General features: G+C 52.8%; 18 protein-coding genes. 5 read left to right on the forward strand and 13 right to left on the reverse strand.

All coding sequences use genetic code 11. The features are described 5' to 3' along the window. Positions 1-126 precede the first annotated feature (126 nt). Positions 127-1752, forward strand: coding sequence for a hypothetical protein (locus tag NT073_RS09315; RefSeq protein ID WP_297372193.1), 1626 nt, complete (start codon positions 127-129; stop codon positions 1750-1752). Between the two features lie 66 nt (positions 1753-1818). Here the strand turns inward: NT073_RS09315 and NT073_RS09320 are convergent, their stop codons facing one another. The 3 genes from NT073_RS09320 to NT073_RS09330 all read right to left on the reverse strand — a co-directional run bounded on the left by NT073_RS09320 (position 1819) and on the right by NT073_RS09330 (position 3868). After that, on the reverse strand, positions 1819-2670 hold the full coding sequence (locus NT073_RS09320; protein ID WP_297372195.1) for a hypothetical protein: 852 nt from the start codon (positions 2668-2670) through the stop codon (positions 1819-1821). A gap of 52 nt (positions 2671-2722) precedes the next feature. Continuing rightward, entirely contained in the window at positions 2723-3358 is a 636-nt protein-coding gene (locus tag NT073_RS09325) for an RNA polymerase sigma factor (RefSeq protein ID WP_297372198.1), read from the reverse strand. A 192-nt stretch (positions 3359-3550) separates the two neighbouring features. Next, complete coding sequence (locus NT073_RS09330) at positions 3551-3868, reverse strand: hypothetical protein (protein WP_297372201.1); 318 nt, start codon at positions 3866-3868, stop codon at positions 3551-3553. A 199-nt stretch (positions 3869-4067) separates the two neighbouring features. On the opposite strand from NT073_RS09330, the gene NT073_RS09335 reads away from it, so the two are divergent. Together NT073_RS09335 and NT073_RS09340 are read left to right on the forward strand one after the other, a co-directional pair. Continuing rightward, complete coding sequence (locus NT073_RS09335) at positions 4068-4628, forward strand: sigma-70 family RNA polymerase sigma factor (protein ID WP_297372204.1); 561 nt, start codon at positions 4068-4070, stop codon at positions 4626-4628. Then, complete coding sequence (locus tag NT073_RS09340) at positions 4625-5317, forward strand: hypothetical protein (RefSeq protein ID WP_297372207.1); 693 nt, start codon at positions 4625-4627, stop codon at positions 5315-5317. The genes NT073_RS09335 and NT073_RS09340 overlap by 4 nt, the downstream gene beginning before the upstream one ends. 1 nt (position 5318) lies before the next feature. Here NT073_RS09340 and NT073_RS09345 read toward each other — a convergent pair whose 3' ends face one another. The 5 genes from NT073_RS09345 to NT073_RS09365 form a co-directional block, all read right to left on the reverse strand. Beyond that, on the reverse strand, positions 5319-8114 hold the full coding sequence (locus NT073_RS09345; protein WP_297372209.1) for a CHAT domain-containing tetratricopeptide repeat protein: 2796 nt from the start codon (positions 8112-8114) through the stop codon (positions 5319-5321). Between the two features lie 184 nt (positions 8115-8298). Beyond that, positions 8299-10164 (reverse strand): malto-oligosyltrehalose trehalohydrolase, encoded by a 1866-nt coding sequence (gene treZ / locus NT073_RS09350; protein WP_297372212.1) that lies wholly within the window; start codon positions 10162-10164, stop codon positions 8299-8301. A 138-nt stretch (positions 10165-10302) separates the two neighbouring features. Continuing rightward, positions 10303-12276: a 7TM-DISM domain-containing protein gene (locus NT073_RS09355; protein ID WP_297372215.1), complete on the reverse strand. Its 1974-nt coding sequence runs from the start codon at positions 12274-12276 to the stop codon at positions 10303-10305. Positions 12277-12425: 149 nt separating this feature from the next. Next, positions 12426-13856, reverse strand: coding sequence for a Gfo/Idh/MocA family oxidoreductase (locus tag NT073_RS09360; RefSeq protein WP_297372218.1), 1431 nt, complete (start codon positions 13854-13856; stop codon positions 12426-12428). Between the two features lie 149 nt (positions 13857-14005). After that, a complete protein-coding gene (locus NT073_RS09365; protein WP_012930649.1) occupies positions 14006-14302 on the reverse strand; it encodes an SCP2 sterol-binding domain-containing protein in 297 nt (98 codons plus the stop codon). Positions 14303-14449: 147 nt separating this feature from the next. Here NT073_RS09365 and NT073_RS09370 point away from each other — a divergent pair, with 147 nt between their 5' ends. Together NT073_RS09370 and NT073_RS09375 are read left to right on the forward strand one after the other, a co-directional pair. Continuing rightward, positions 14450-14899, forward strand: a complete 450-nt coding sequence (locus NT073_RS09370) for a hypothetical protein (protein WP_297372223.1) — start codon at positions 14450-14452, stop codon at positions 14897-14899. A 210-nt stretch (positions 14900-15109) separates the two neighbouring features. After that, positions 15110-15565 carry a DUF2147 domain-containing protein gene (locus NT073_RS09375; protein ID WP_297372226.1) on the forward strand — a complete coding sequence of 152 codons (456 nt, stop codon included), beginning with the start codon at positions 15110-15112 and terminating at the stop codon, positions 15563-15565. A 56-nt stretch (positions 15566-15621) separates the two neighbouring features. Here NT073_RS09375 and NT073_RS09380 read toward each other — a convergent pair whose 3' ends face one another. The 5 genes from NT073_RS09380 to NT073_RS09400 all read right to left on the reverse strand — a co-directional run bounded on the left by NT073_RS09380 (position 15622) and on the right by NT073_RS09400 (position 22857). Further along, positions 15622-16863 (reverse strand): alkaline phosphatase family protein, encoded by a 1242-nt coding sequence (locus NT073_RS09380; protein WP_297372229.1) that lies wholly within the window; start codon positions 16861-16863, stop codon positions 15622-15624. Between the two features lie 222 nt (positions 16864-17085). Continuing rightward, a complete protein-coding gene (locus NT073_RS09385) occupies positions 17086-17886 on the reverse strand; it encodes an SDR family oxidoreductase (protein WP_297372232.1) in 801 nt (266 codons plus the stop codon). Beyond that, positions 17886-19994: an alpha-glucuronidase family glycosyl hydrolase gene (locus NT073_RS09390; RefSeq protein ID WP_297372235.1), complete on the reverse strand. Its 2109-nt coding sequence runs from the start codon at positions 19992-19994 to the stop codon at positions 17886-17888. The genes NT073_RS09385 and NT073_RS09390 overlap by 1 nt, the downstream gene beginning before the upstream one ends. Positions 19995-20144: 150 nt before the next feature. After that, positions 20145-21344, reverse strand: a complete 1200-nt coding sequence (gene uxuA / locus NT073_RS09395; protein ID WP_297372238.1) for a mannonate dehydratase — start codon at positions 21342-21344, stop codon at positions 20145-20147. A 76-nt stretch (positions 21345-21420) separates the two neighbouring features. Continuing rightward, complete coding sequence (locus tag NT073_RS09400; RefSeq protein ID WP_297372241.1) at positions 21421-22857, reverse strand: acetylxylan esterase; 1437 nt, start codon at positions 22855-22857, stop codon at positions 21421-21423.

A 22857-nucleotide genomic window follows, 5' to 3' on the forward strand; every position in this document is an offset into this window, starting at 1 on the left:
GAAGTGTATGTTTGGGCGGGTAGAGATGTCATGCCTTAACCCGAAAAATTATCACTCTTTTTTACCGTGACCGTTGCCATGACGTTTCGGCGGGAATAACTCGGATAAACGTTTACTCAGGCTATCATGAAGACCACAGGTTTTGGCAAACGCCTTCTCGTTGGAGTAGGCTGTCTGCTGGCGCGCACACAACAGGCCGACGCCCAGGCAGTGCACCATAAATACCGGGTTACGCAGCAGCTTTGCGCGCAGTTAGCGACCGCTTTTGGCGAACATCGGATGCCCAGACTAACCCTGATTACGAACCCGGCCAGTCAGCGTATTGCGCAGTTTGTACCCAGGCCCGAAGCAGAACTGTTTCTGGATGAGAAACTCTATGACATTTGCCGGGGCTTTGGCCCCGATTCGCTGGCGGCCCTGTCCATTGTACTGGCTCACGAACTCACACACTATTACGGCAAACATGCCGATTGGTTCGGGTTTGCGCAGTTGATGAAACACCAGCAACCCAGCTCGGCGCAGGCCGAACAAACGGAGGTTCTGGAAGCACAGGCCGACATTCAGGGCGTGTACCGGGCTTTTCTGGCGGGTTACGATAGCTACCGGCTGGCAAAACCCCTCTACACGGCCATTTATAGCGCCTATCATTTACCCGACCGGATGGCCGGTTACCCAAGCCGGGATGAACGTATCCGGATGATGGACGATCAGGCCCGTAAAGCCAGTACCCTGGCTATGGCTTTTGAAACAGGTCTCTTTTTTCTGCTCAAACAGGAGTACGTGGTAGCCCAGCGCTGTTTCGAATTTGTGTCGGACGAAATCCCTACCAAAGAGTTACTGAACAATAGGGGGTTGTGTCAACTTCTGCGGGCGGCACAGGTGATGAGCCCGCGTGACATACCGTTTCGTTACCCCGTCGACGTGGAGACCAGTAATCGCTTACGCCCGTCCAGCCAGCGGGGCGATGAGGGAAACCAGGTGGATTTGCTCAAACAGGCCATTGCCAATTTCCAGCAGGCTATCGATCTGGACGAAACCTACACAACGGCCTACATCAATCAGGCATCGGCGTTGTCGATACTTGGGCGTACGGGCACGGCCAAAGAAACAATAGACCAACTGGCAGCAGTACTTCGCCAAACCAACGTACAGCTGCCGTCCAATGCACGGCTGGTTCGGGGTATTGCACTGGTAGAGAGTGGTGATTCAAACAGAGGTTTGTCGGAACTGGAAAAATGCCAGGGAGCTTATGAACTGGCGTACAACCTGGAGGTTGCCCGGCAATATACCCGGCTCACAACCCAGTCGGCCGAAACAGCGGTCGAAACACTCGCCCAGATAGCCAGCCACCATACACCACCAACGGACACACGGCTGTTAAGTCCGGAAACGGGTCAGGGGGACCTTCGGTTACCCTTTGCCGGTACAACGTCTTTCGACGAGCGGCTGTCTATTCCTCAGCCGGACCTTGTACGAATCCAGTGCCGCCGGACAGCCGACGGCACACGCTATCAGATTGGCCTGGCGGCTGGCCGCTACCAGGTCATTTGTTCACAGCCCGGCGGTGCCGGCCGGAGTAGGCTGGGCATTAAATCCGGCGACACCATCCAGCAGTTGATCCAGCTCTATGGTGAACCCCAGCGACGTGTGTCGGCCAACACGCTCACGTACTATTGCTATGACACGGCCAATTTTTTCGTGGCCATACAGCACCAAACCGTTAAAAACTGGTTCATCTACACAGCCAATTGAGGACATCAACATGGGGTTTGGGTCAAGCTCCAGCCCAAACCCCATCGCTACCGTTTTTTCAGTTTTCTATTTTGGAAGGGTACTAGCTGGCTCCCTCCGGAGCGGCTCCCTGCCTTGTAGGCCCCGGATAACTTCGTAGCGGATTTGGCCCGAAATCAGGTAATACGTGTCGGTTGAGCGGTTATACACCAGCGACCAGGCTGGTTTGGCGGCTGGCAGCACGGGCATAAATACCCGGAGTGTATCCTGAAATTCGTAGGCAGCGGTTGGACCAGTCTCAAAAATAACCGTCCGATACTCGCGGTCTTTCCGGCCTTTACCAAAGCCCAGGCGGATATCGTCTGTTTCGTAATAAGGCAAGCGGGAAGGCCCCTTTAGCCGGGCTGCTTTACCGGATTGTGCAACGGGGTCTATGGGGTGCGGTACGGGTAGGCGTGGCGACTCTGCCGGGTCGTTTTGTGGTGAACCGGCGGTGGGCAACGGGCTCTTTATCGAATCTTCAATGCCCGTTGCAATAGGCTTGGGATCGTAGCGGGAAAGTTTCCACCAGACTACGGCTCCCAGGAGTACGGTAAGCACAATACCAGCCGCCACCCGAAACCAGCTTTGCCGCCACAGCGGAATAACCGGCGGAGCATCGGACGAAACATCGTGCTGACCGGCGTTTCCGAGTGCCATGATCGGTATTTGGGTGCCTTCGTTCGCAGCCGCCTGCTCCGATTCGAAGCCATCAAACATGTCCAGCAACTCCTTTCGACGTTTGAGCCGCACCTGTGTGGTCAGCATTTCCTGAAAATCAAACTCCTGCCGAAAGGCCTCGTCCTCCTGCCGAAGCTGCTGTACACGGGCCTCGCTGGCGGCATCCAGTTCGTTCAGCAACGATTTTTCTATCAATTCATCGCGTTCAGCGTCAGTCATAGTTTTCGTTAATGAGGGTATTTGGATGTATACGACAGTACAACAAAGCGGGTCATTGCCCCCAGCCCATAGTCAGCAGGATTGACTTGACTTTCTTTTTGCAATCTCCCACCTGATTGCGCACCGACCCATGCGACAAGTTCAGTCGATCAGCAATTTCCTGATCATTGAAACCATCCCAGTAGCGCATCCGGAATATATCGGCGCAGTGTTTGAGGGGTATCTGCGCGAGTGCCTTCTGCACCATCAGATCGGCCTCTTCGGGATTCAGCGCAAAGCGGGGGTCGTCTTCTAGGGCAAGGTTCAGGAGGGCGAGTTCCATTTCGTCAATATCATCACCGGTCAGGTTAGGCCGGTTCACCGGCGAGTCGAAACCTATACTTATGCGGCTCGCTTCCTTCGTTTTTTCGGTCCAGTAGGCCTGTAGTTTTTTGATGGCTACCCCCGTAAGGTAGGTCGACAGTTTACTCGTCAAGACAAGTTTGTGCTTCTGGGCGTCCAGAAAGACCATGGTATCCTGATAAATCTCATGAGCCACCTCGGCCGAAGCACCCCGGCCGCGCAGGTAATGAATCACCTTTCGGCGATTCGTATTGTACACCTGACGCCAGGCCCCCTGGTCGTCGGCACGTAACCCGTCCAGCAACTGTTTATCACTGAGTTCGGGCAAACTATTTCCCTGATTCATAGGAAAGTATAAGGAGTGGATGGCCCAAATATATCACCTTATGCCTTTCAGTAGTCGTGATCAGAAGAAAAGTTATCACCGGCGGTCGGCAACGGCTGGTTTTTATCGGCCCGACAATCAGGCTCCTGCTGCCGTAAACGCACAAAGTCCTTCCTGCTGCCGGGAAGGACTTTGTGCGTTTACTCGCCGGGGCTACTTGCCGCCGGTTCCCGAGCCGGAGCCCACATCCTTGGGGGGCTGGTCGTCCGTAACCCGCACGGAGTCGGCGGGCGAACCGCCGGAGGTTACCAGCATCCCCCCGGTTCCCGAGCCGGAGCCCACATCCTTGGGAGGCTGATCGTCAGTGACCCGCACGGAGTCGGCCCGAAACGATTGAGGGGCGACAGACAGAGCGGGGAGATGGACCGGTGGATTGATCGACTCCTGCTGACAGGACATTATCGTCATTCCTGACGCAATAAGGCATAGCAATCCCCGTCGGCCCAGGGCCGATTTTTCATTTCCTTTCATGCTGTTTTTAGGATTTGATTTTCCGAAACGGATCAGCTAAGCAAGCGGGCGCCCTACCTGGTTCACTAATGGCCCTGATTTTCAGAGTCATTGGTGTATGGAACGGGGGCAAGGATTGTCACCGGGTTATCACAGATTTTTTTTAGATTGGCGTAACCTTTCGCGCTGTCGTGGGAACTACTCATTAAATCACCAGCGTATGCCACAACTCATACCTACCGAAACCATTATTGCCAACCTCCGGCGGGGTGAAGACGTCAATGGCGTTACCCGGTATCTGTACGCGACCTATAGCCGATCCATAAAGGGGTATATCCGAAAACTGGGTGGTTTGCCCGATGATGCGGAAGATATTGTTCAGGAGGTTATGATTACGTTTCTGCACCAGATCGTGAATGGGCAGTTTGAACTACGGGAACAAACCGATTTGGGGGCGTACCTGATCGGGATTACCCGTCGAAAATGGTTAAAAAAAATGGAAAGTGAAACGCGGAGACGGGAACGTCAACACTGGTTTGCTACGGGTTCCGACGACCCACAAACACCCGAAACAATTGTGCTGGAAACGGACTACCAGTCCCGGGCCTGGGCCTATTTTCAACAACTGGGTGAAACCTGCCGTCAGGTATTAACCGCATTTTATCAGGATGAACAATCGTTGGAAGACATAGCGGCTCAGTACGAACTGGGGTCGGTGGGGGCGGTTAAGATGCGGAAGTTCCGATGTATTCAAAAATTATTAAAACTAGCCGACGTATGATATCAGAAGATCCCGTAGAACGCTGGGAACAGCTGGAAGACTACCTGAGGGGACGTATGGAGGACGGGCAAAGCCGTCAATTAGAAGAACGCATGAAAACAGATACCAAGCTGACCGACGAGCTTGTCTCGGTCCGCCGGGCTCAGGCACTCCTGACCGAAGCACTTGCCGAGCAGCAGATGCGGGCGACGCTCCGGCAGATACGGGTCGAAACGTCGGTGAATACGCGATCTGCGTCCTGGATGCCAGTTAAATGGAATCAGGTAGTTTTGTGGGCAGCGGCCGCCTGTGTACTGCTAATGAGTTATTTATCCATTGTACCGGTCAAGCTACCCGATGCTGGCTATGATGTGATGGCGCTGCGCCGTATCGATACAACCCAGCTATCCGGTCAGCAACGGATTGCCTTCGAGAATTTCTTTGAAGGGCAGGCCCGTATGGTAGAAGGCGATTACGTACAGGCCGCCCACCATTTTGAGAACGTATTGACCGTAGAAGACCTGCGTCCTTATTTTAAAGAAGCGGCCGAATGGCATCTGGCCGTGTCGTACCTTCAGAGCCATCAATTTAACCGGGCCAGCCAACTCTACCGCCGACTACGATACTGCAACCAGTGTGCCTACGAAGTGGGCTGGCTCAATCGCCGAAAAATGGAATGGAAGCTATTCATTGCCGGCTTATGGCTCTAAACTACCCGGCCGCAACTGGTTCGCGACGGTAGCGAGCAACCAGTACTCCCCCAACACTGAGCGCAAGGACAAGGATAAGAACCCAGCCCGTTGTGGGCCAGCCAACAGCATAAACCGGCTGGCTATTCCCCATAAGAACCAGGTTGGCCCAATAATGCGGATGGTTAAGTTTCGGATAAAGTTCGGATTGAAAATAAGCAAGCCGGGTTCGTTGCAGCGCCACATCAATGGGCAATCCGGCCTGTAGTTGTTCATGCAACTGGCGGGCCAGATAGGCCATACTCTCGTCGTGTGCACTCCAGAGGGTTGATACCACCGACGGGCAACCCGCATAGGCAAAGGCCTGCGCCAGACTCATCACGCCTTCACCCACCTGTAGTTTTCCGTTACCGGCTTCGCACGCACTCAGCACCACCAGACGGGTGTGCGGAAACGATAAATTGTGAATCTCTTCGGCATATAACTTATCCGGGTTTCGGTCCGGATAAAAAGCGATGTAGGACCGGGCGGGTTCGTCATCGCTGGCATAGGCGTGGGTAGCCAGATGCAGTACGTTATAGTCGGCATAGCTGCGCATGAACCGGCGTTTGGTTGCCGCTTTGCCCAGGAGTGCTTCGCCCGGCAACAGCTCAACCTCGGCCTGCGAAGCAGGCAGATAAGGGAGTGGCAGGGCGGGTGCCCTGGGGCTGAGTGGTTTCACAAACGGAGCCATTCCCAAAAGGCCATTTTTCAGGTTCGTCACTACTACCGTAGTAGGCGGATTGAGCAGAGCACTTGCCGAAGGAACGTAGCTGATCGCATACTTTTTCACCAGAAAATCGTCGACGGTCTTACCGGTTTCAAGAACATCGAACGGAATCCGGTGCAAGTCGCCATCGCCCGAAATAATCAGGCGTTTTTTGCCGTCCAGCAGATGCTCCGCCGGCCCAATCAGCCAGTGATAGCCCACACTAGCCGCCGACGTACCGGTGTAATTGCCGAGTCCGGGATTCATGTATAAAGTTGTAATCAGGGTTGTCAATGCCTGTTTTAGCTTGTTAAGATCACCCTTTTTACGAATAAGCGTCACTCCGTTGTCAGCTACGCAGGCGATGTAGAGAGCATCCTGAACCAGCAAATAACTCAGGTAAGCGGTATGCTCATCGAGGGTTGCCTGTATCTGTTTGACCGGCACCGTTTGTGGCTGGTATTTGGCCCGGTAGTAGGTCGGAAACTCCTTTTCCAATCGCTGGTCGAGCTGGGCCAGTTGTATCTGTGCGTCGATAAGGGCCGGCGACGGTACCGAAACGGATTCCAGTTTCTGTCGGGTAATGGTTCGCTGTAACGCCTGCTCCTGTGCAATCAGCGCGGCCGGCACATTGGCTGGCTTAATCAGTAATTCACGGGTTCGGTCGGCCAAAGCCGCTGATTTAGATCGTTCAAGCAATCGAAACGCCTGCTCTTTGTCCGCTTCTTTTTCCGTAAAATCATACAGCGCATAAGCCGTCTCAAACGCCTGAATATAAGCGGGTCGGACCTGAGTGGCAAAAAACCGTTTTGTGTCCAGTACATTATAACTCTTTCGAATGGCATCAGCTACCTGAAGGGCATCCTGATACGCCTGTAACGCCTGTTGACCATCCCGAACATCTTTTTTCAGTTGAAACTGCCGCGCCAACAGGCTTGCCTTTAGTATCTGAGCCTGAAATAAGCCCTGTTCCCAAATGATTTCGTCCGTCGAAGACGCGTTGAAATGCGCTCCGTCAATTGCCTGCTGGCAATAGGCCAGCGCCCTGGGCAGGTTGTTGCGCTGTTGCTGTACGGCTGCCTTTCCCAGGGTGCTTAACACGTAGGTTCGACCAAACTTCTGAGGAGACAGCGAAATGGCCAAATCATAGTAACCGTCGGCCTGATTGGTGTTTTTAAGGGCATTGTAATAATCACCCAGGTACGCCAGCATTTCTGCCTTTAACGGTACATCTTCCTTGCCAGCTCTTTTTTTTTCGAGATGCCGATACAGGCGTAACGCGTTCTGAGCCGACTGGTAAGCTTCTGGATAATTACGACTCCGAAGCGCATTCCAAGTTATCCCGTTATACATCTTACACTTGTACGAATCATTCTTCGCGTATAGTTGTATGGCTGATTTTCGTAACGCCAGCGCTTTGTCAAAAAGCCCAAGCTGCTCATAGACTTCGCCCAGGTTATTCTGTAAAATGGCGATGTTTTCCTGTGGGGTAGCCTGTTTTTCAGCTATGGATAACGCCTTTGTCAGATAGCTGAGCCCTTCGTTATACCCGCCCGCTCTAACGTACATCATGCCCTGGTTGTTATAATGATAAATGACGTAATCCGCTATGCGGCTCTCCAGCTCAGGATGTTTCTGTAGAATGGTATTCGCCTGCGAAAAGTACAGATAACAGGAATCCTGACTGTTCAGCTTTTTATACATCTCGCCCAAACTGGAATTCAGCTTGAACTTCATGGAGTCGGGTTGAGCAGGTGCCCGCTTCAAAAGTGCTACCCCCTCCTGACAGATGTTGGCCCCCAAACGGTATTTGCCCTGCATGTGGTAAATCGAACTAATATCTACCGTAAGATTGGCCGCCCGTACGTAATCGATTCGACGAGCTACCTGATAGCCCCTTAGGTAGCTGATGAGGGCCTGGTCGTAATTGCCCTGAGCATAAAGTTTTTCAGCTTGATTTCGAAGGCTGTCAATCTGTTGGACAGTTTGTGCAGAAGCAGAAGCCCCCGCTAAGTAGCCAAAGACAGAGATTAGGCATAATCCAGTAAAAATCTGGTAGATTTTAACCATATACAGCAAATCTGATGTTGTTCCAAACGATAAATATAAACTAAACAGAAGCACATAATTAATACCTAACTAATTAAAGAACAGCAACTAACGAAATAGATTAACAAATTGTAGTAGAAATCAACAGCTACTTAACGAATTCGCAATATAGGGTAACTATACAGGTGGGAAAAATCAAGCAAGCTTACTCGCAATTTGTATAAATAAGGATAGACTCTGGTTGAAGAACAACGGCTCCATTACCCGCTACCTGGCCTGGGGCCGCCATCGGGCCGTGCCATTGGGGGTCGGCGGAGTCGAGTAGCTTGTGCCACTGCCCGTCATGGGCCGGTAACGTCAGCGATTGCCCTTCTCTGGAGAAGTTCATCAGACAAACCACCGTCTCCGACCTATCCGTCGTACCGGGTTCATCCAGCTTTTTATGCTGACGAAAAAGCGTAAGTGTCTGGCGAACTTCATCCACGACCACGGCTACCGATTCACGATCCGGGTGGCGTAACGACGATGATTTTCGCAGGGCCAGCAGCGTCTGGTAATACCGAAAGAGGGTCTGGTGCGGCTCCTGCGTGAGTCGCTCCCACTGAAGCTTCGACCGCTCGAAGGTCCGCTCATCCTGTGGGTCCGGCGTTTCGAAATCGGATTGAAAATCGGCAAATTCCTTTTTGCGCCCCTGCCGGACGGCTTCCACCAGACTGGGGTCCGAATGGCTTACGAAATACAGAAAGGGGTTTAATTCGCCCCACTCCTCGCCCATGAACAGCATGGGCAGATAGGGACTGCTCATAACGGCTCCGGCCATCAGTTTCTGCATCTCCAGACTGACCAACTGACTGGGTCGCTCGCCCAGCATCCGGTTGCCAATCTGGTCGTGATTCTGCGAGAACACCACAAACTGTCGCCCGGCATGGCCCGCCGTCGACTTCCCCACAATCCGGGCGCGCCGGGGCATGTAGGTACCGTCGTACACATAGGCATCGGTATAGGATTTGGCCAGGTGATGAATGCCGTCGTAGTCGGCGTAATAGCCGTTGCGTTCGCCACCCGCCGTTACACGCAGAGCATGGTGAAATTCGTCGTTCCACTGAGCGTCCATGCCGTAGCCATTGTTAACCAGCGGCTGAATGAACTGCGTTTCGTTCTGGTCCAGCTCAACGATCAGGTAGTGCTGCCGACCAGTCTGGGCCATTAGGGCATCGACATACTGTTTTATTTCACGCAGGATATGCGTTTCGCTGGCATCGCAGATGGCATGAACGGCATCCAGCCGCAGGGCGTCGATGTGAAAATCCCGGAACCACATCAGCACGTTTTCAATGAAGTACCGCCGGACGCTGTCGCTGTAATCATCGTCGAAATTGATGGCATTCCCCCAGGGTGTAAGGTGCTTGGCGGTGAAGTACGGGCCGAAGTCTTCGAGGTAATTCCCTTCCGGTCCAATGTGGTTATATACCACATCGAGCACCACGGCCAGGCCCCGCTTATGACAGGCATCGACCAGCTTTTGCAAGCCCTCGGCACCCCCGTAGGAATTCTGCACGGCAAAGGGCAATACCCCGTCATAGCCCCAGTTTCGGGAGCCGGGGAACTGCGCCACAGGCATAATCTCAATGGCGTTGATGCCTAATTCGACCAGATAGTCGAGCCGGTTTTCGATACCTGCAAAGGTTCCTTCGGACGAGAATGTACCCGTATGCAACTCATAGATCAGGTAATCGTCCAGCGGGAAATTAGGCCAGTCGGCATCCGTCCAGGCAAATGTTCGGGTATCTACAGCAACAGACGACCCATGAACGCCCTCCGGCTGGAATAGCGACGCCGGATCGGGCCGTTCAATACTATCGTTGAGGATAAACTTGTAGGTATCGCCGGGTTGCAGCTGAGCTGTTGTGGTGCACCAGTAAGCGCCATCCTGTTGAAGTGGAATATCGAGCGGACGATTACAGCGACGAAGTAGGATGTTCTGTGCAAAGGGAGCCCAAACGCGAGCGGTGGCTCCATCGGGACCGAAAGTGACCCCCAGCATTCGGTGGTTGAGTAATGCCTGATTCATAGGTTGAGTTACTTATTGGTAAGCAGTTAGGTAAACAACCCGCTAACGGCGACATGTGTTGGCTGAAATTTAATAATCCTGTCCGGGCTAATTAGTGTGCAACACAGCCAAAGGAGTGGTAGGGTCTCAAATACCGGACTATACCGCTACTTCTACCGTCGTTCCTTCTTCGGCAAAGATGCGGAAGGTACCGCCCAACTCCTGAGCCCGGGTTTCCATGTTCCGTAGGCCGTAATGGTGGGGGGCTAAAGCTTCGTCCGTCCAGCTAAAACCCTGCCCGTTGTCATGGATGCGCAAGTTGATATGGCCATCGTCCTCAACGAACAACTGGACAGTAGCCTGCGACGCCTGAGCGTGCTTGATCACATTGTTGAGGGCTTCCTGTACGATCCGAAACAGGTTCAACACCTGCGATGAACTCAGCTTATACGACTGTGAGCCAGACACCTGCACATCGACTTGCAGGCCGTCGGTTTCGTGGACATAGCGGTTAATGTACTGATTGAGCCGCTCGGCAAATTCCTCCACCGTAAAACTTTCCTGATTGATCGCCCAGATGGTTTCGCGCAGGAGTTTGACGGCCTCCCGCGTGTGGGTCACGATGGTACGAAGCTGGCTTGCCAACCGTTGCCCGTCTGTACTGTTCTTTTTCTCCGTCTGGGCGCTGATGTGGGTGAGATTAGTAACCACGAAAGCCAGATGTGCCCCAACGTTATCGTGTAAATCGCGGGCGATACGCTCTTTTTCAACCAGCAGATTGTTTTGAAGAGCCAGTGTCTGTACTTCGGCTTCGAACGTTCGCTGCTGCTGAATGGTACGCTCTTTGATGAGCTTTTCTGTCTGGTCACGGGCAACCTTGTAGCGATAGGCCAAGCCAACCATCAACACCAACACCTCAAATAAAGCGGCTGGTGCATAGTAAGCAAAGCACGAGACCAGTTCGTAAGTGGGCAGCAACCCGAAATTGGCAAAAACCAGCGCCAGGTTAAGGGCATAGAAAGGCAGGATAGCGATTAGATACAACCAAGCTTCCTGAGCGTGATATCGACGAATGATACTGATACTAATGTACGCAACAATAACCGGCAGCGGCAGCCAGTAAAGGGCAGAAAACAGCCGTACCAGCACCAGTTCCAGGGTGGGCGTAAAGGGAGTAAACCACTCGGCCGTGAGGGCAATCAGGCATAATATCCCGCTCCAGAGCACTACAGTGCTGATCCTGTGCCAGCGATGTGAAGGTGTATGCCATAAACTAAGAAATCGCCGGACAAACGTTAGTTGTGAATAGAATAACACCAGTGGAAACAGGAAATAGACGTTCTGACGAGGCATCCAGAATTGAGCCGAAAAGCCAAACTGATTCAGAAACCCATCGTTTATGACGAAGAACCCGACAAGACCCAGAAGACAGAAAATGTAACGGGAATAGATTTGATCGAAGGTGGTCAGAAAAAAAATCAGGCTCATCACTGCCATAAAAGTCAGTGTGAACAACACCCCGCCCCAAAACAAGTAACTTTCCTGCACCACCGAATCATAAGCCGACGCCCGAATAAGTTCGACAGGCACGACCTGTGTACCCCGGTGTTTAACAACGCGCAAATACGCCGTTACGACCTGACCAGCAGGCACGGTAAACGGGAACCAGAAGTGCCGGTTGTTTTTTATGCGCTGCCGGGCGGGCGTTTTCCAGCCTATGGTTGGTGAAGTGGACAAAACCCGGTTTTGGGCATCGACCACAAACAGTTGAAGTTCATCGAAGCACCAGAAATCGATTTCGGCCAGCCAGTCCTGGGGCGCATTCAGCGTATTTTTCAACCGAAACCGAAGCCAGTGGGGCGTTGCCGTTTTTGAGCCTGCGATGATGCCAAAATTTGGCACAGGGGAGGTAAGGAGTTGAAAAGCGTTAGTCTTCGCCAACTGAATGGCATCGGCAATCGTTTTACTACGCGCCGAGTCCTGAAAAGACGCTATCGTTCCTCGTAAAGAGAGTTTATCACCCACAACTGGCAACACCACAACAGGCTGCCTGCTCAGTGGTTGCCCCGATAGCCGCAGGGCCATCAGGCAAACGATCATGAGCGGCAAAATCAGGTGGCGAAAGCGTATCATTAGCAAATGAAGTCACCACTAATGTAAACGGCGAGTAGCTAATAAACAAGTGGTTAGTGGAGTTGGTGGAGTGATACAGTCGTGGAGTTAGGGCAATAGTAATACTGGTTTGAAAACCGACACCACATTTCACCACTTCACCAAGTACACTACAAACTATACCCGCCATTATACTGTCGCTTCACAAACTGGTTGGCGTAGTCGTAATTGGTGATTTTCATGTTGTCGCCGTCCCAGAAGAGTTTTTTGCGGCCGGTGAACTTGCCGTCTTCACGGGCCAGGTAAGAGCGGGTGGCCAGATTACCCATCAATACCGTTTCGGTAAGCGGGCCGGACTGGTCGAACGAGGAGGATGTATACGCACCGTAGCCTTGTTTGCAGGCTTTCACCCACTGCTGCTGGTGGCCCTCCGTTTTACCTTCGACCAATGGTTTTTCGGGAGCAGGCAGCTCTTTCCCATTGAACTTATCGGCGGGCAGCAGCTTTGGATCATTACCGAACAGACCGCCCGTCAGCATGCCTTTGGTACCAATGAACAACATGCCGCCGTCAATGTCCCGAAACACATCATTGTAGTCTACGCCTTCGGGCAATTGAGGGCGAATGCCGCCATCGAACCACGAAAACTTGATCTCGTTTACTTTCTTATCGTTGGACGGAAATGTGAGGTGAATGGCCGACGAGGGTGGGCAACTGTCGTCGTAGAAGGCTTCTTCAAAGAAATCAGCATAGACAGAACCGACGCTGCATTCAACTGACGTCGGGTATTTGAGCTTCAGGGCACGAAAGGGTACATCCATAAAATGGCAGCCCATGTCGCCGAGAGCACCGGTTCCGAAATCCCAGTACCCACGCCAGCGGGTAGGCATGTACGCTTCGTGATACGGCCGCGTGGGTGCGGTGCCCAGCCAGAGCGGCCAGTTCACCTCGGAGGGTATTGGCTGCGACTCCCCTTTTTCTTTGGGCGACTTAACCCCCTGCGGCCAAACCGGGCGGTTGGTCCAGCAGTACACGGTATGAACGTGGCCGATGACATTTTTCTGAATGACCGTTTCGATGATGCGCGTCGCATCGCCTGAGCTTCCCTGATTGCCCATCTGGGTCACAACTTTATACTTCGCAGCTGCCTGCGTCAGCATCCGGGCTTCGTAAATATCGTGCGTCAGCGGTTTCTCGACATATACATGTTTGCCCATCTGCATAGCGGCCATCGCGATTGGCGCGTGCATATGGTCGGGCGTGCTCACAATAACAGCATCGAAGGTTTTGCCCGCCTTGTCGAACATCTCGCGGTAATCCTGAAAATAAGGCGCTTTGGGAAACTGCCCCCGGAATTTTTTCGCCTGCCGGTCGTCGACATCACAGAGGGCCACAAAGTTGTCGGACCCGTTGTTGTACGCCAGCCGGACATTCACATCGGCCTTGCCGCCACAGCCCACAGCGGCAATATTGAGTTTATCGGAAGGAGCAATGATCCGGGCGCCATCCGGTGCTTTTCCACCCAGCACATGCCGGGGCACAATGTAAAAACCAGCCGCAGCCAGCGCACTGTTTTCCAGAAACTTACGACGAGAAGACATAATCAATGCGTGAATTATGAATGAGTGAATAATCGGGGGAACAGTGGCATAAATTGTAGTAAGTCTTCATGCTAACTGTACTACTGATTTACTGCACCATTAACCACGTTTATTCACTCATTGAGCAATCACTCAGTCATCATTGAATTTTACCCCATCACCTGGCCCATCTTCATGGCGATACCCATATCGCCTTTTATTTTGAGCTTACCCGACATAACGGCCATCATCGGGTTGAGGTCGCCGGTACCCATTTTGACCAGATTATCAATGCTTACCTGCAAATCGCAGTCGGCTGGCTTATCTACATTTGAGACCGTTGCCGGCGATTGCGTAGCATCGATAAAAATTGGTCCCTGATCGGTGACAATCTTAACCGTAGCGTTAATGTTGTCGGCATGTGTAACTTTGGACCGAATTTGCTCGGTTAGTTCTTGCAGAGTCATCGGATTTAGATTTCGTTGTCATAAAGAAACTCAGCCGCGAAAATAAGGTTTTTTTATAGCGCGGTCGGTACGCCGTGTCAAAAGGAGACTAGCCTTTTATACCAACACAAAGCGGCATCCACCGGAATACCGCATCATCCCCTGCCCATGCGTCCCCAATTATTAACTCTTCTGTGCATTCTTACCTTCCTCAGCTGCGGCTGGGGCCTGATCGACTCAACCGTTTCGTTCGTGCAAGCCGATGCCGTAGCCGAAACTAGATACGTCGAATCAAAGCCGGACCCGGCGAAGAAGAAAGACGCACCTAAACAATACTTCGAAGACCGCTCGTCCGATGCCCCCGCTCCCGGCGACCCGGACGAAATCAAGTCGCTCGCCATTGCTCAGTTCGCGTACTCGCTGCTGACGCTCATTGGGGCTATCCTGATGTTTCGGTTGCGCAGGGTTGGCTTCTGGATTTATGTAGCCGGTATTGCCGTTGGTCTGGTGCTGCCCGTTGTGCTGGCAGGCGTAGGGGCTCTGAACACCTCATTTGGCGCCTTTTTCAGCCTAATCTTTGCAGGGCTCTACTGGCTCTCGATTAAAGAAATGAATTAGTTTTCGTTGCATTTTGCTATAGGCAATACCGACTATCCCGGTCGGTATTGCCTAATATTTTGGGGTCGGATTAAACAATGTTCTACTAATCCTATCAAACAATAACAAACAAGCTCTTCTACCTTGGAAATAGCCTGTTTGTTATAAATTTAATCGTAGTTGAATCGACAAAACCCGCTCTCCTGCGTTTATATAACAAACCACTTACCTATGAACGCATTGCGCCTGACTATACTACTCCTGCTCGTCTGTCTTTCATGCCCGTCGTTTGCCAATGATTCCGACGATCCGGATGCACTGGTGGGCCGGTGGCTGAGCTCGAAAAAGCGGAATCAGGTTCAGATTTATAAACAGGGAAATAAATATTACGGAAAATTGGTATGGATGCTGGAACCTAACGAACCAGGCTCCGGTAAACCCAAAGTGGACAAAGCAAACCCCGACGAAAAGCTGCGAAACCGACCCCTCATGCAATTGGTCTTATTGACGAATCTGACCTACAAAGGCAACAATGTCTGGAGCGATGGGGAAATATATAACCCCGAAGACGGCAAAACCTACAATTGTGAGGTAACGCTCAAAGACGCCAACTCCATCGACCTGCGCGGCTACGTCATGGGCCTCAGCTTCCTGGGGAAATCCAAAATCTGGACGCGGGTGAAGTGAGATAATGGATAATTAAATTTATTCACTACCAACATTATACATTAATCATTGACGTACTACTCAACAATCCACCGCGAGAGTGTATTGTACCGGCCTTCCAGCACAATTTTGTAAAATCCTTTAGGTAGTGTCGACACATCGATGACCGCCGTTTCGGCTTTGGCGGACACTTCGGCCATAAGCAGGTAATTGTCCCGCTTGCCTTCCTCAAAATGGTTAGTGGTCGAAAGCCAGATTTTCAGCGTTTCGTCCGGCGCAATGGTTTTCCAGGTCAAGGTAATTTTACCGCCCTCCTTTTTTGCGGTTGGCTCCGTGATGGATAGCTTCCCCGTCAGCGGTACGCCGTCCAGTTCGAAGGCCTGTTCTTTGGGAATCGTGAGTTGCAGATGACGGGCCATCGTCGGCATGATGTCCACAATACCCGGTGTATTCTTCTTGAACTGCTCATTCAGATCTTTGGCGTTGGTCACAATCCAGGTATCCCGCTCCCTGTCTGACTGGCCACCATGATTCTTGCCGGTGTCGGCGCTACGGCCGTGGTCGGTGGTGATGAACAGCTGCCAGTCTTCGCCAACCGTTTTCTGGCGGTATTGAATAGCTTTCCAGAGTCGGCCCATCTGGTCGTCCATGATGGATACGGCATTATAAAATTGCTCGCTGTCACCGTATTTATGACCCATATCATCGGTGTATTCCAGATAGACCCACGATAAGTCGGGGCTTTCATCGCGGATGTAGCGGCTGGCTTCATCCACCACTTTCTCGTCGATCCGGCGGATGTATTCCGACTGTTTATCGTGCCGAAAATGGAGGGTATCGAGTTCAAACCCATCGAAGGAATAGTCGATTCGGAGGTTGCCGGTTTGCGGCAGATTCTCGCCAACGAGTTTAGTTCGGTTGTCGAGCCAGGTGGAGAAAACGGCCGTTTTCTTCTGCGGATATTGCGTTTCGAAGAAGCGGAAGATACTCCAGTACTGGTAGTTTGGCGCTTTGATACTGTTGTCCCAGACGTTGTGTTTGTTCACCCAGGTGCTGGTGAGCAGACTATTATACCCCACCGCCGAGATGGTTGGCGTTTGCGAATAGCTACTTTTCTGACCACCCACATAAGCCCGCGCATAGCCGCCGACTTTGGCAATAGCATCGAGATTGGGCGTCGGCTGTTTTTCGATCACATCCGACGGGATTCCGTCGACAATGACGAACAGGACTTTACGGGCTTTGTTCTGCGCCTGGCTTGACTGAGCGAAAAGCAAGCAACCGCCAATAAACAAGTGTAGGATGGTGCGTTGTAGCATAGGTTCGGGAGAAACGCCCAAAGTAACGACACCAGGACATACCATCGCAACACATGCCTAAAATTTCACACCTTCGTAATAAGCTTTCTATCAATGGTGTCGGCTATAAACGCCCGACACCATTGATAGAAAACCCAGAACAAGTCCGAAGGACTTGACTATGGATAACCCCGGATGCAATCCGGGGCGGAGACCGGGCTATATCCGGGGCCGGGTCCGAGGTCAGAAACCAATCGAATTACCCCCATCGACTGGCAGCGAGGCCCCTGTAATGTACTTTGCGGCTTCAGACGCCAGGAAAACAGCCGCCCAGCCAATGTCTTCGGGCTGCCCGAACTTACCCATCGGCGTCCGGCGCATAGCGCGGGCGAAGCGATCGGGGTCGCCCCCCATCGCGGTTTTGCTCATGGCCGTTTCGATGAAGCCCGGCGCAATGGCATTGACCCGAACGCCGTTGCCCGAAAACTCCGACGCCAGCACTTTCACCATGCCCTCCACACCCGATTTTGAGGCCGCATAAGCAGCAACCCGGTCAATGCCATAATAGGCCGCCATCGACGAAATCATGATGATCGACCCACTCTGACGCGCCATCATACGTTTAGCGCAGGCCCGCGTCAGACTGAAAACAGAGTTTAGGTTCGTGTGTACAATTCGGTCAAAATCCTCATCGGTGACTTCCAATGCCGGTTTTTTCATGTTGATACCGGCGTTATTGACCAACGTATCAATGGGGCCATAGGTGGCTTCTATTCGCTCAACGAGGTCGTCCAGCAACGGCCGGTCGGTTACGTCGTTGACCATATAATGCGCCCGGTCGCCCAACGTGGCAACGGCCTCCTGCAAGGGCTGCTCCCGCCGACCGGTTATGACAACGGTTCCCCCAGCCTGTACCATGCAGCGGGCAATATCGAAGCCGATACCGCTGCCGCCACCGGTTATAAGAGCGAGTTTACCGTCGAGCGAAAAAACGGGAAGGATGGCCGATTGACTATGGGTCTGCGTAAGTTGTTCTTGTTCCACTAGCGTAATTTATAAATTTCGGATAAGGCTTTCACATCCTCCAATGTCCGTTCGGGTTTGGGGAGGGAAGCTGGAATTGGTTGTTTCGAGTAAGTCTGGAGATATAACACCCACGAGTCGCGCCACCAGATGGCTTCTTTATGCTGCGTAATCAGTCGGCCCGTTACATCGGCAAAGATAGCGGGGTCGACGGCGGGTTTCACTTGCGCCCATTGCTTTTGCATCCACATGACCGAATCGGCACCGGTATAGAAACGGGTGCAGAGTTCATCCCAGAGGGTGCGACCGGTACTTAATTTCTTTGTCCAAGGTACATGATGAAACCACAGCAGATACGGCAGCGGACAGGTTTCGGGGTTGTTCCATTGTTGCTGGACTTCAGGGCGGTACTGCGCTAGCGCATTGCTGCCCGTTGCGGTCCGGTCGAAGCCGAGACCAATAGAATCGGCCCGGTGGTAATAGATGGCCGTCCAGTCGGGACGAACACTTTTCTCCTGCCAGGGCTCGGGGGCGAAGTGAACACCCGACCACGGACGCGACAACCCCAGTGGTGTGTTGTAATTGACGTAAATCTCCCGTGACCGCATCATTATATTTTTGATGGTCTTCACGGCGCTCGGCTCTCGGGTGAGCGTCATTTTTATCCACTCATCGGCAATCCCTTCCGACGACAGGGTATGATCCCAGGCCAGCCGCCCATACGCGTACCAGTTGGCCTGCGCCATCGGGTTACCGGTCCAGTTACGGTCAGCACCTGTGTTTGCTACGCCTGCAATGGCCGTCATGGTGTACTGGTGCAGGCTACCATCAATCACCCTGGCGACAGTAGAGCCTTTGCCTTTTACGTAGGTATCGGTTTCCAGACACTCCTTGAAAATCGGCGCTTCATAAACCCAGTGGGTAGCAAAGCCCAGGTACTCCTGCGTGATCTGAAACTCCATTGACAAGGGCGTTTTAGGCATATTGCCAAACAGGGGCGAGAAAGGTTCGCGCGGCTGAAAATCAATAGGCCCGTTCTTTACCTGCACGATCACCTTTTTATCGAACTGGCCATCCAGAGGAGTAAACTCTTCATGAGCTGCCTTGAATCGGTCAGCCTTAGGGTCAGCTTTGTAGACGAAGGCCCGCCACATCACGATGCCATCATACGGCTTGAGAGCTTCGGCCAGCATATTGGCCCCGTCGGCGTGGGTACGTCCGTAATCCTGCGGACCAGGTTCGCCTTCGGAGTTGGCCTTGACCAGAAAACCCCCAAAATCAGGAATAGCGGTGTAAATCTCTCTGGTTTTGTCGGCCCACCATTTCCGCACCTCGGGGTCGAGCGGGTCGGATGTTTTTAAACCACCAATGGTTTTGGCCGCCGGAAAATAAACTGACAGATACACCCGTATGCCATACGGCCGGAATACGTTGGCCAGAGCCGCCACCTTTTCGATGTACTCGGCTGTCATAAAGCGGGCGCTGGCATTCACGTTGTTAACCACCGTTCCGTTTATACCCAGCGACGCATTGGCGCGGGCGTAATCTCGGTAGCGCGGATCGACAGTTGCCGGAAGTTCGTACCATTTCCAGAGCGATTCACCGGCATAGCCCCGCTCGATGGTGCCGTTGGTGTTATCCCAGTGATTCAGCAGTCGGTACTGAATTTTCGGGATGCTGGTCAGCGACAGGTTTTCTACTGACTGCCCGGTTTGTAGTTGGCGAAGTAAGGCAAAGGCACCGTATAACACGCCCGAATCAGTTTTCCCGAAAATGGTGATGTTTCCCGATTTTCGACCCGTCAGCTGATAACCATCCGCAACAAGGGTCTGCGAACCGGCATTGGGCGCACTCGCCACCGACAATACAATTCCACCAGTCCGGCTTCCGGCATTGGTAATAATGGGCACCGTTTTACCGAGTAAGCCCTGTAAGCCCATCTGGAGTTCGTCGGCGGCTGATTTCAGAATAGAGCTCGTACCATTCAGGGCAATAAACTGCACCGACCGGGCGTAGGCTTCCCGTTTGGGCACGTCTTTAATCAGGTCATATTTCAGCCAAAGGCGGTAGCCGTCATCGCCGAAAGCTAACTGGCTAATGAATAAAAGGCAAAGCAGTATTCGTTTCATTTTTTTCAGTTTTTTTAGGCGCAGGGCATTGGCCAGCTGGCGCCAGCATGTGCTAATCGTCAAACAGAGAACAGAGCCAGGTTTAAGCCATCAACAATAACCTCTGTGTATCTCTGTGCCTTCTCAGGGTGATTCTGTGTCACATCTTTTTCACAAACTCCGCTCAATACCCATCTCAAGCCCCCTCAACTCGGCTAATCCCCGCAACCGACCGATGGCTGAATAGCCGGGATAGGTCTTTTTGTGCAGATCGTCGAGCATCTGGTGGCCGTGATCGGGGCGCATGGGGATAGACGTTTCGCCAATGCCCTGCTGCGCGCGCCGTCTTTGTTCCAGCACAATTTCTTTCACTACGGCATACATATCGACATCGCCCGACAAATGGTCGGCTTCGTGGAAGTTACGTTGATCTGTTTCACGTTTCGTTGTCCGTAAATGGATAAAGTGAATGCGCTCGCCAAACCGCCGAATCATGGCAGGCAAATCATTATCGGGCCGGATACCCAGCGAACCGGTGCAGAACGTAATGCCATTGGCCGTTACGTCGCTGGCCGCCATCAACTGGGCCAGATCAGCTTCGGTACTGACCACACGCGGCAAACCCAGCAACGGTCTTGGCGGATCATCGGGGTGAATGCACAGGTTCACGCCCACTTCCTGCGCTACGGGAGCCACCTGCTGAATGAAGTAATACAGGTTTTGCCGAAGTTCGGCGTCGCCGATTGTGGCGTATTCGTTCAGCAACCCCTGAAAGGTATCGAGCGTGAAAGCCTCTTCTGAACCAGGTAAACCCAGGAGGACAATATTGGACAACTCGGCGATGCGTTCGGGGGTCATGTCGCTGAACTTTCGGTGGGCCGATTCGATGATTTCAGGTTCGTAGTCGACCTCGGCACCGGGGCGTTTGAGAATACACAGGTCGAAGATGGCGAAGTCTTCCCACACGAACCGGAGCGCCCGTGATCCGTCGGGCATTTCGTAGCTGAGGTTCGTGCGGGACCAGTCCAGCACGGGCATGAAGTTGTAACAGACCGTTTTGATCCCACAAGCCGCAAGATTCCGAATCGACTGTTTGTAATTATCAATGTATCCGTCGCGGGTGGGTCTCCCCTTCTTGATGTCTTCGTGGACCGGCAGACTCTCGACTACCGCCCATTGCAAGGGCGAATACCGCTCATTATCGGTTTCGACTCGTTGTTTTCGTTCGTTGATGGCATCAATTGACCATAAGTCACCCACCGGAATCTGATGTAGTGCCGTTACGACACCTGCGCAACCGGCCTGCCGAATGTCCATCAGAGAAACCGGATCATTCGGGCCAAACCAGCGCATTGTTTGTAGCATTCCCATTCGTACTCTATTGCTTATTATGTACCTACTTACGTACCTACAGGCCCGGCCCGTAGGTACGTAACACTCCTACGCATCATTTTAACTGCAACTCCCGCTTCGCAAATTCCAGAAAAACCGGCCAGTCGAGCGAATCGACATGGCCGCCTTCGTGGTTTCGGAAAGCCAGTTCACCGTCGATCAGTGACACATCCGGCGCGGGCATTTCGGTGGTGCCAACGCCTTTTTTACCGAGTAAGGTATAAACAGGGCTGGCGGCAACGCAGGCCAGGAACTCACCTTTGGGGTCGGCCCAACTGTCTTTTGTGCCACCCGTGATGAAGAGCGGACGAGGGGCAATCAGCGTCATCAGTTCATGGGCATCTACGGGCATCATTTTCCAGTTGCCGCCGTATTTCAGGAAGTTGCCCGCCATCCAGTGATACTCACCCGGACCAGCTACGTTGTCAATCGTTTCGCCAAAGCTGCGTTTTTCCAGTGACGCACCCATGGAACCCGAACAACTGGCGAACACGATAGCCCAGCGCGGGTCAAGTGCTCCAGCCAGCAGGGCGGTTTTGCCCCAGCGCGAATGGCCCTGAATACCGATCTGTTTAGGATTGATGGCGTTGTCTTTCTCAAAATGATCGAGCACCCGGCTAAGGCCCCAGCTCCAGGCCGCTAACACGCCCCATTCGTCGGGTTGGCGGTCTTTGCCGCCGTTCATCAGGCCAATGATGCCTTCGTGCAGACCGGCTCCGCTATCCATCTGAATAGCGCCCGTATTAACCAAGGCGACACCCCAACCGGCATCGATCAGCTTTTCGATATTGGGCATAGGCTGCGGAAACGAACCCCACACAATGACCATCAATGGAATCTTACCCGATGCCTTAACCGGCCGGTAATACGTAACCGGAATGCTCGGTTTGACCGTCGGATACCGGGAATTGTCGATACGGCCCAGTATCATTTTCCGAACCGCTTTGCCAGTCAGTACCGTACTATCCGTTCCGGCAGGGCCAAAAGTCACCTTTGGGGCGTTGGCGGGCGTTTTGCCGTATATCTCGGTCAGGTATTCGTTCAGAATTTCGGACCGCCGTTGCTTCCACCATATAGCTGCAGTTGTTACGGGCTTGCCGTTTCTGAGTGTCAGCGGGTTGGGTAGCGTGTAGTTACTCGCTTTTCCCTCCTCGTAATTCGTCCAGTTGCCCCAGTCCGACCGCACGTGCGTTTGCCCCGCTTCATCGTACCAGTTGTTGGAGCCCTCTTTCTGTTTCAACTGCTGCGGACGTTTGGGGTCGTCGGCAGGTAAAGGAAGTACAGGCACCAAGAGTTTTAGCTTTCCCATCATCTTCTCCCAATCTTCCTGACTGGCGGCCCGCATTTTTTTCATGTAAGCCGTCCGCTCCTCGGGCGTCATTTTCTGCAAGTCGGGTGCCTGAGCTTTCATGTCGACAATTGCCATAAAGCCCAGTATACCTACATAAAACAGCCGTTGGCAGACTTGCCTGAGGGATTGATGACTCTTCAT

It is taken from the genome of Spirosoma sp., from assembly GCF_026391055.1.
In the GTDB taxonomy this organism is placed as follows: Bacteria; Bacteroidota; Bacteroidia; order Cytophagales; family Spirosomataceae; genus Spirosoma.

What these genes read in the sequence shown, in the direction of transcription:
- NT073_RS09315 (WP_297372193.1), top strand. Translation starts at nt 127, where the DNA reads ATGAAGACCACAGGTTTTGGCAAACGCCTTCTCGTTGGAGTAGGCTGT.
- NT073_RS09320 (WP_297372195.1), bottom strand. Translation starts at nt 2,670, where the DNA reads ATGACTGACGCTGAACGCGATGAATTGATAGAAAAATCGTTGCTGAAC.
- NT073_RS09325 (WP_297372198.1), bottom strand. Translation starts at nt 3,358, where the DNA reads ATGAATCAGGGAAATAGTTTGCCCGAACTCAGTGATAAACAGTTGCTG.
- NT073_RS09330 (WP_297372201.1), bottom strand. Translation starts at nt 3,868, where the DNA reads ATGAAAGGAAATGAAAAATCGGCCCTGGGCCGACGGGGATTGCTATGC.
- NT073_RS09335 (WP_297372204.1), top strand. Translation starts at nt 4,068, where the DNA reads ATGCCACAACTCATACCTACCGAAACCATTATTGCCAACCTCCGGCGG.
- NT073_RS09340 (WP_297372207.1), top strand. Translation starts at nt 4,625, where the DNA reads ATGATATCAGAAGATCCCGTAGAACGCTGGGAACAGCTGGAAGACTAC.
- NT073_RS09345 (WP_297372209.1), bottom strand. Translation starts at nt 8,114, where the DNA reads ATGGTTAAAATCTACCAGATTTTTACTGGATTATGCCTAATCTCTGTC.
- treZ (WP_297372212.1), bottom strand. Translation starts at nt 10,164, where the DNA reads ATGAATCAGGCATTACTCAACCACCGAATGCTGGGGGTCACTTTCGGT.
- NT073_RS09355 (WP_297372215.1), bottom strand. Translation starts at nt 12,276, where the DNA reads ATGATACGCTTTCGCCACCTGATTTTGCCGCTCATGATCGTTTGCCTG.
- NT073_RS09360 (WP_297372218.1), bottom strand. Translation starts at nt 13,856, where the DNA reads ATGTCTTCTCGTCGTAAGTTTCTGGAAAACAGTGCGCTGGCTGCGGCT.
- NT073_RS09365 (WP_012930649.1), bottom strand. Translation starts at nt 14,302, where the DNA reads ATGACTCTGCAAGAACTAACCGAGCAAATTCGGTCCAAAGTTACACAT.
- NT073_RS09370 (WP_297372223.1), top strand. Translation starts at nt 14,450, where the DNA reads ATGCGTCCCCAATTATTAACTCTTCTGTGCATTCTTACCTTCCTCAGC.
- NT073_RS09375 (WP_297372226.1), top strand. Translation starts at nt 15,110, where the DNA reads ATGAACGCATTGCGCCTGACTATACTACTCCTGCTCGTCTGTCTTTCA.
- NT073_RS09380 (WP_297372229.1), bottom strand. Translation starts at nt 16,863, where the DNA reads ATGCTACAACGCACCATCCTACACTTGTTTATTGGCGGTTGCTTGCTT.
- NT073_RS09390 (WP_297372235.1), bottom strand. Translation starts at nt 19,994, where the DNA reads ATGAAACGAATACTGCTTTGCCTTTTATTCATTAGCCAGTTAGCTTTC.
- uxuA (WP_297372238.1), bottom strand. Translation starts at nt 21,344, where the DNA reads ATGGGAATGCTACAAACAATGCGCTGGTTTGGCCCGAATGATCCGGTT.
- NT073_RS09400 (WP_297372241.1), bottom strand. Translation starts at nt 22,857, where the DNA reads ATGAAGAGTCATCAATCCCTCAGGCAAGTCTGCCAACGGCTGTTTTAT.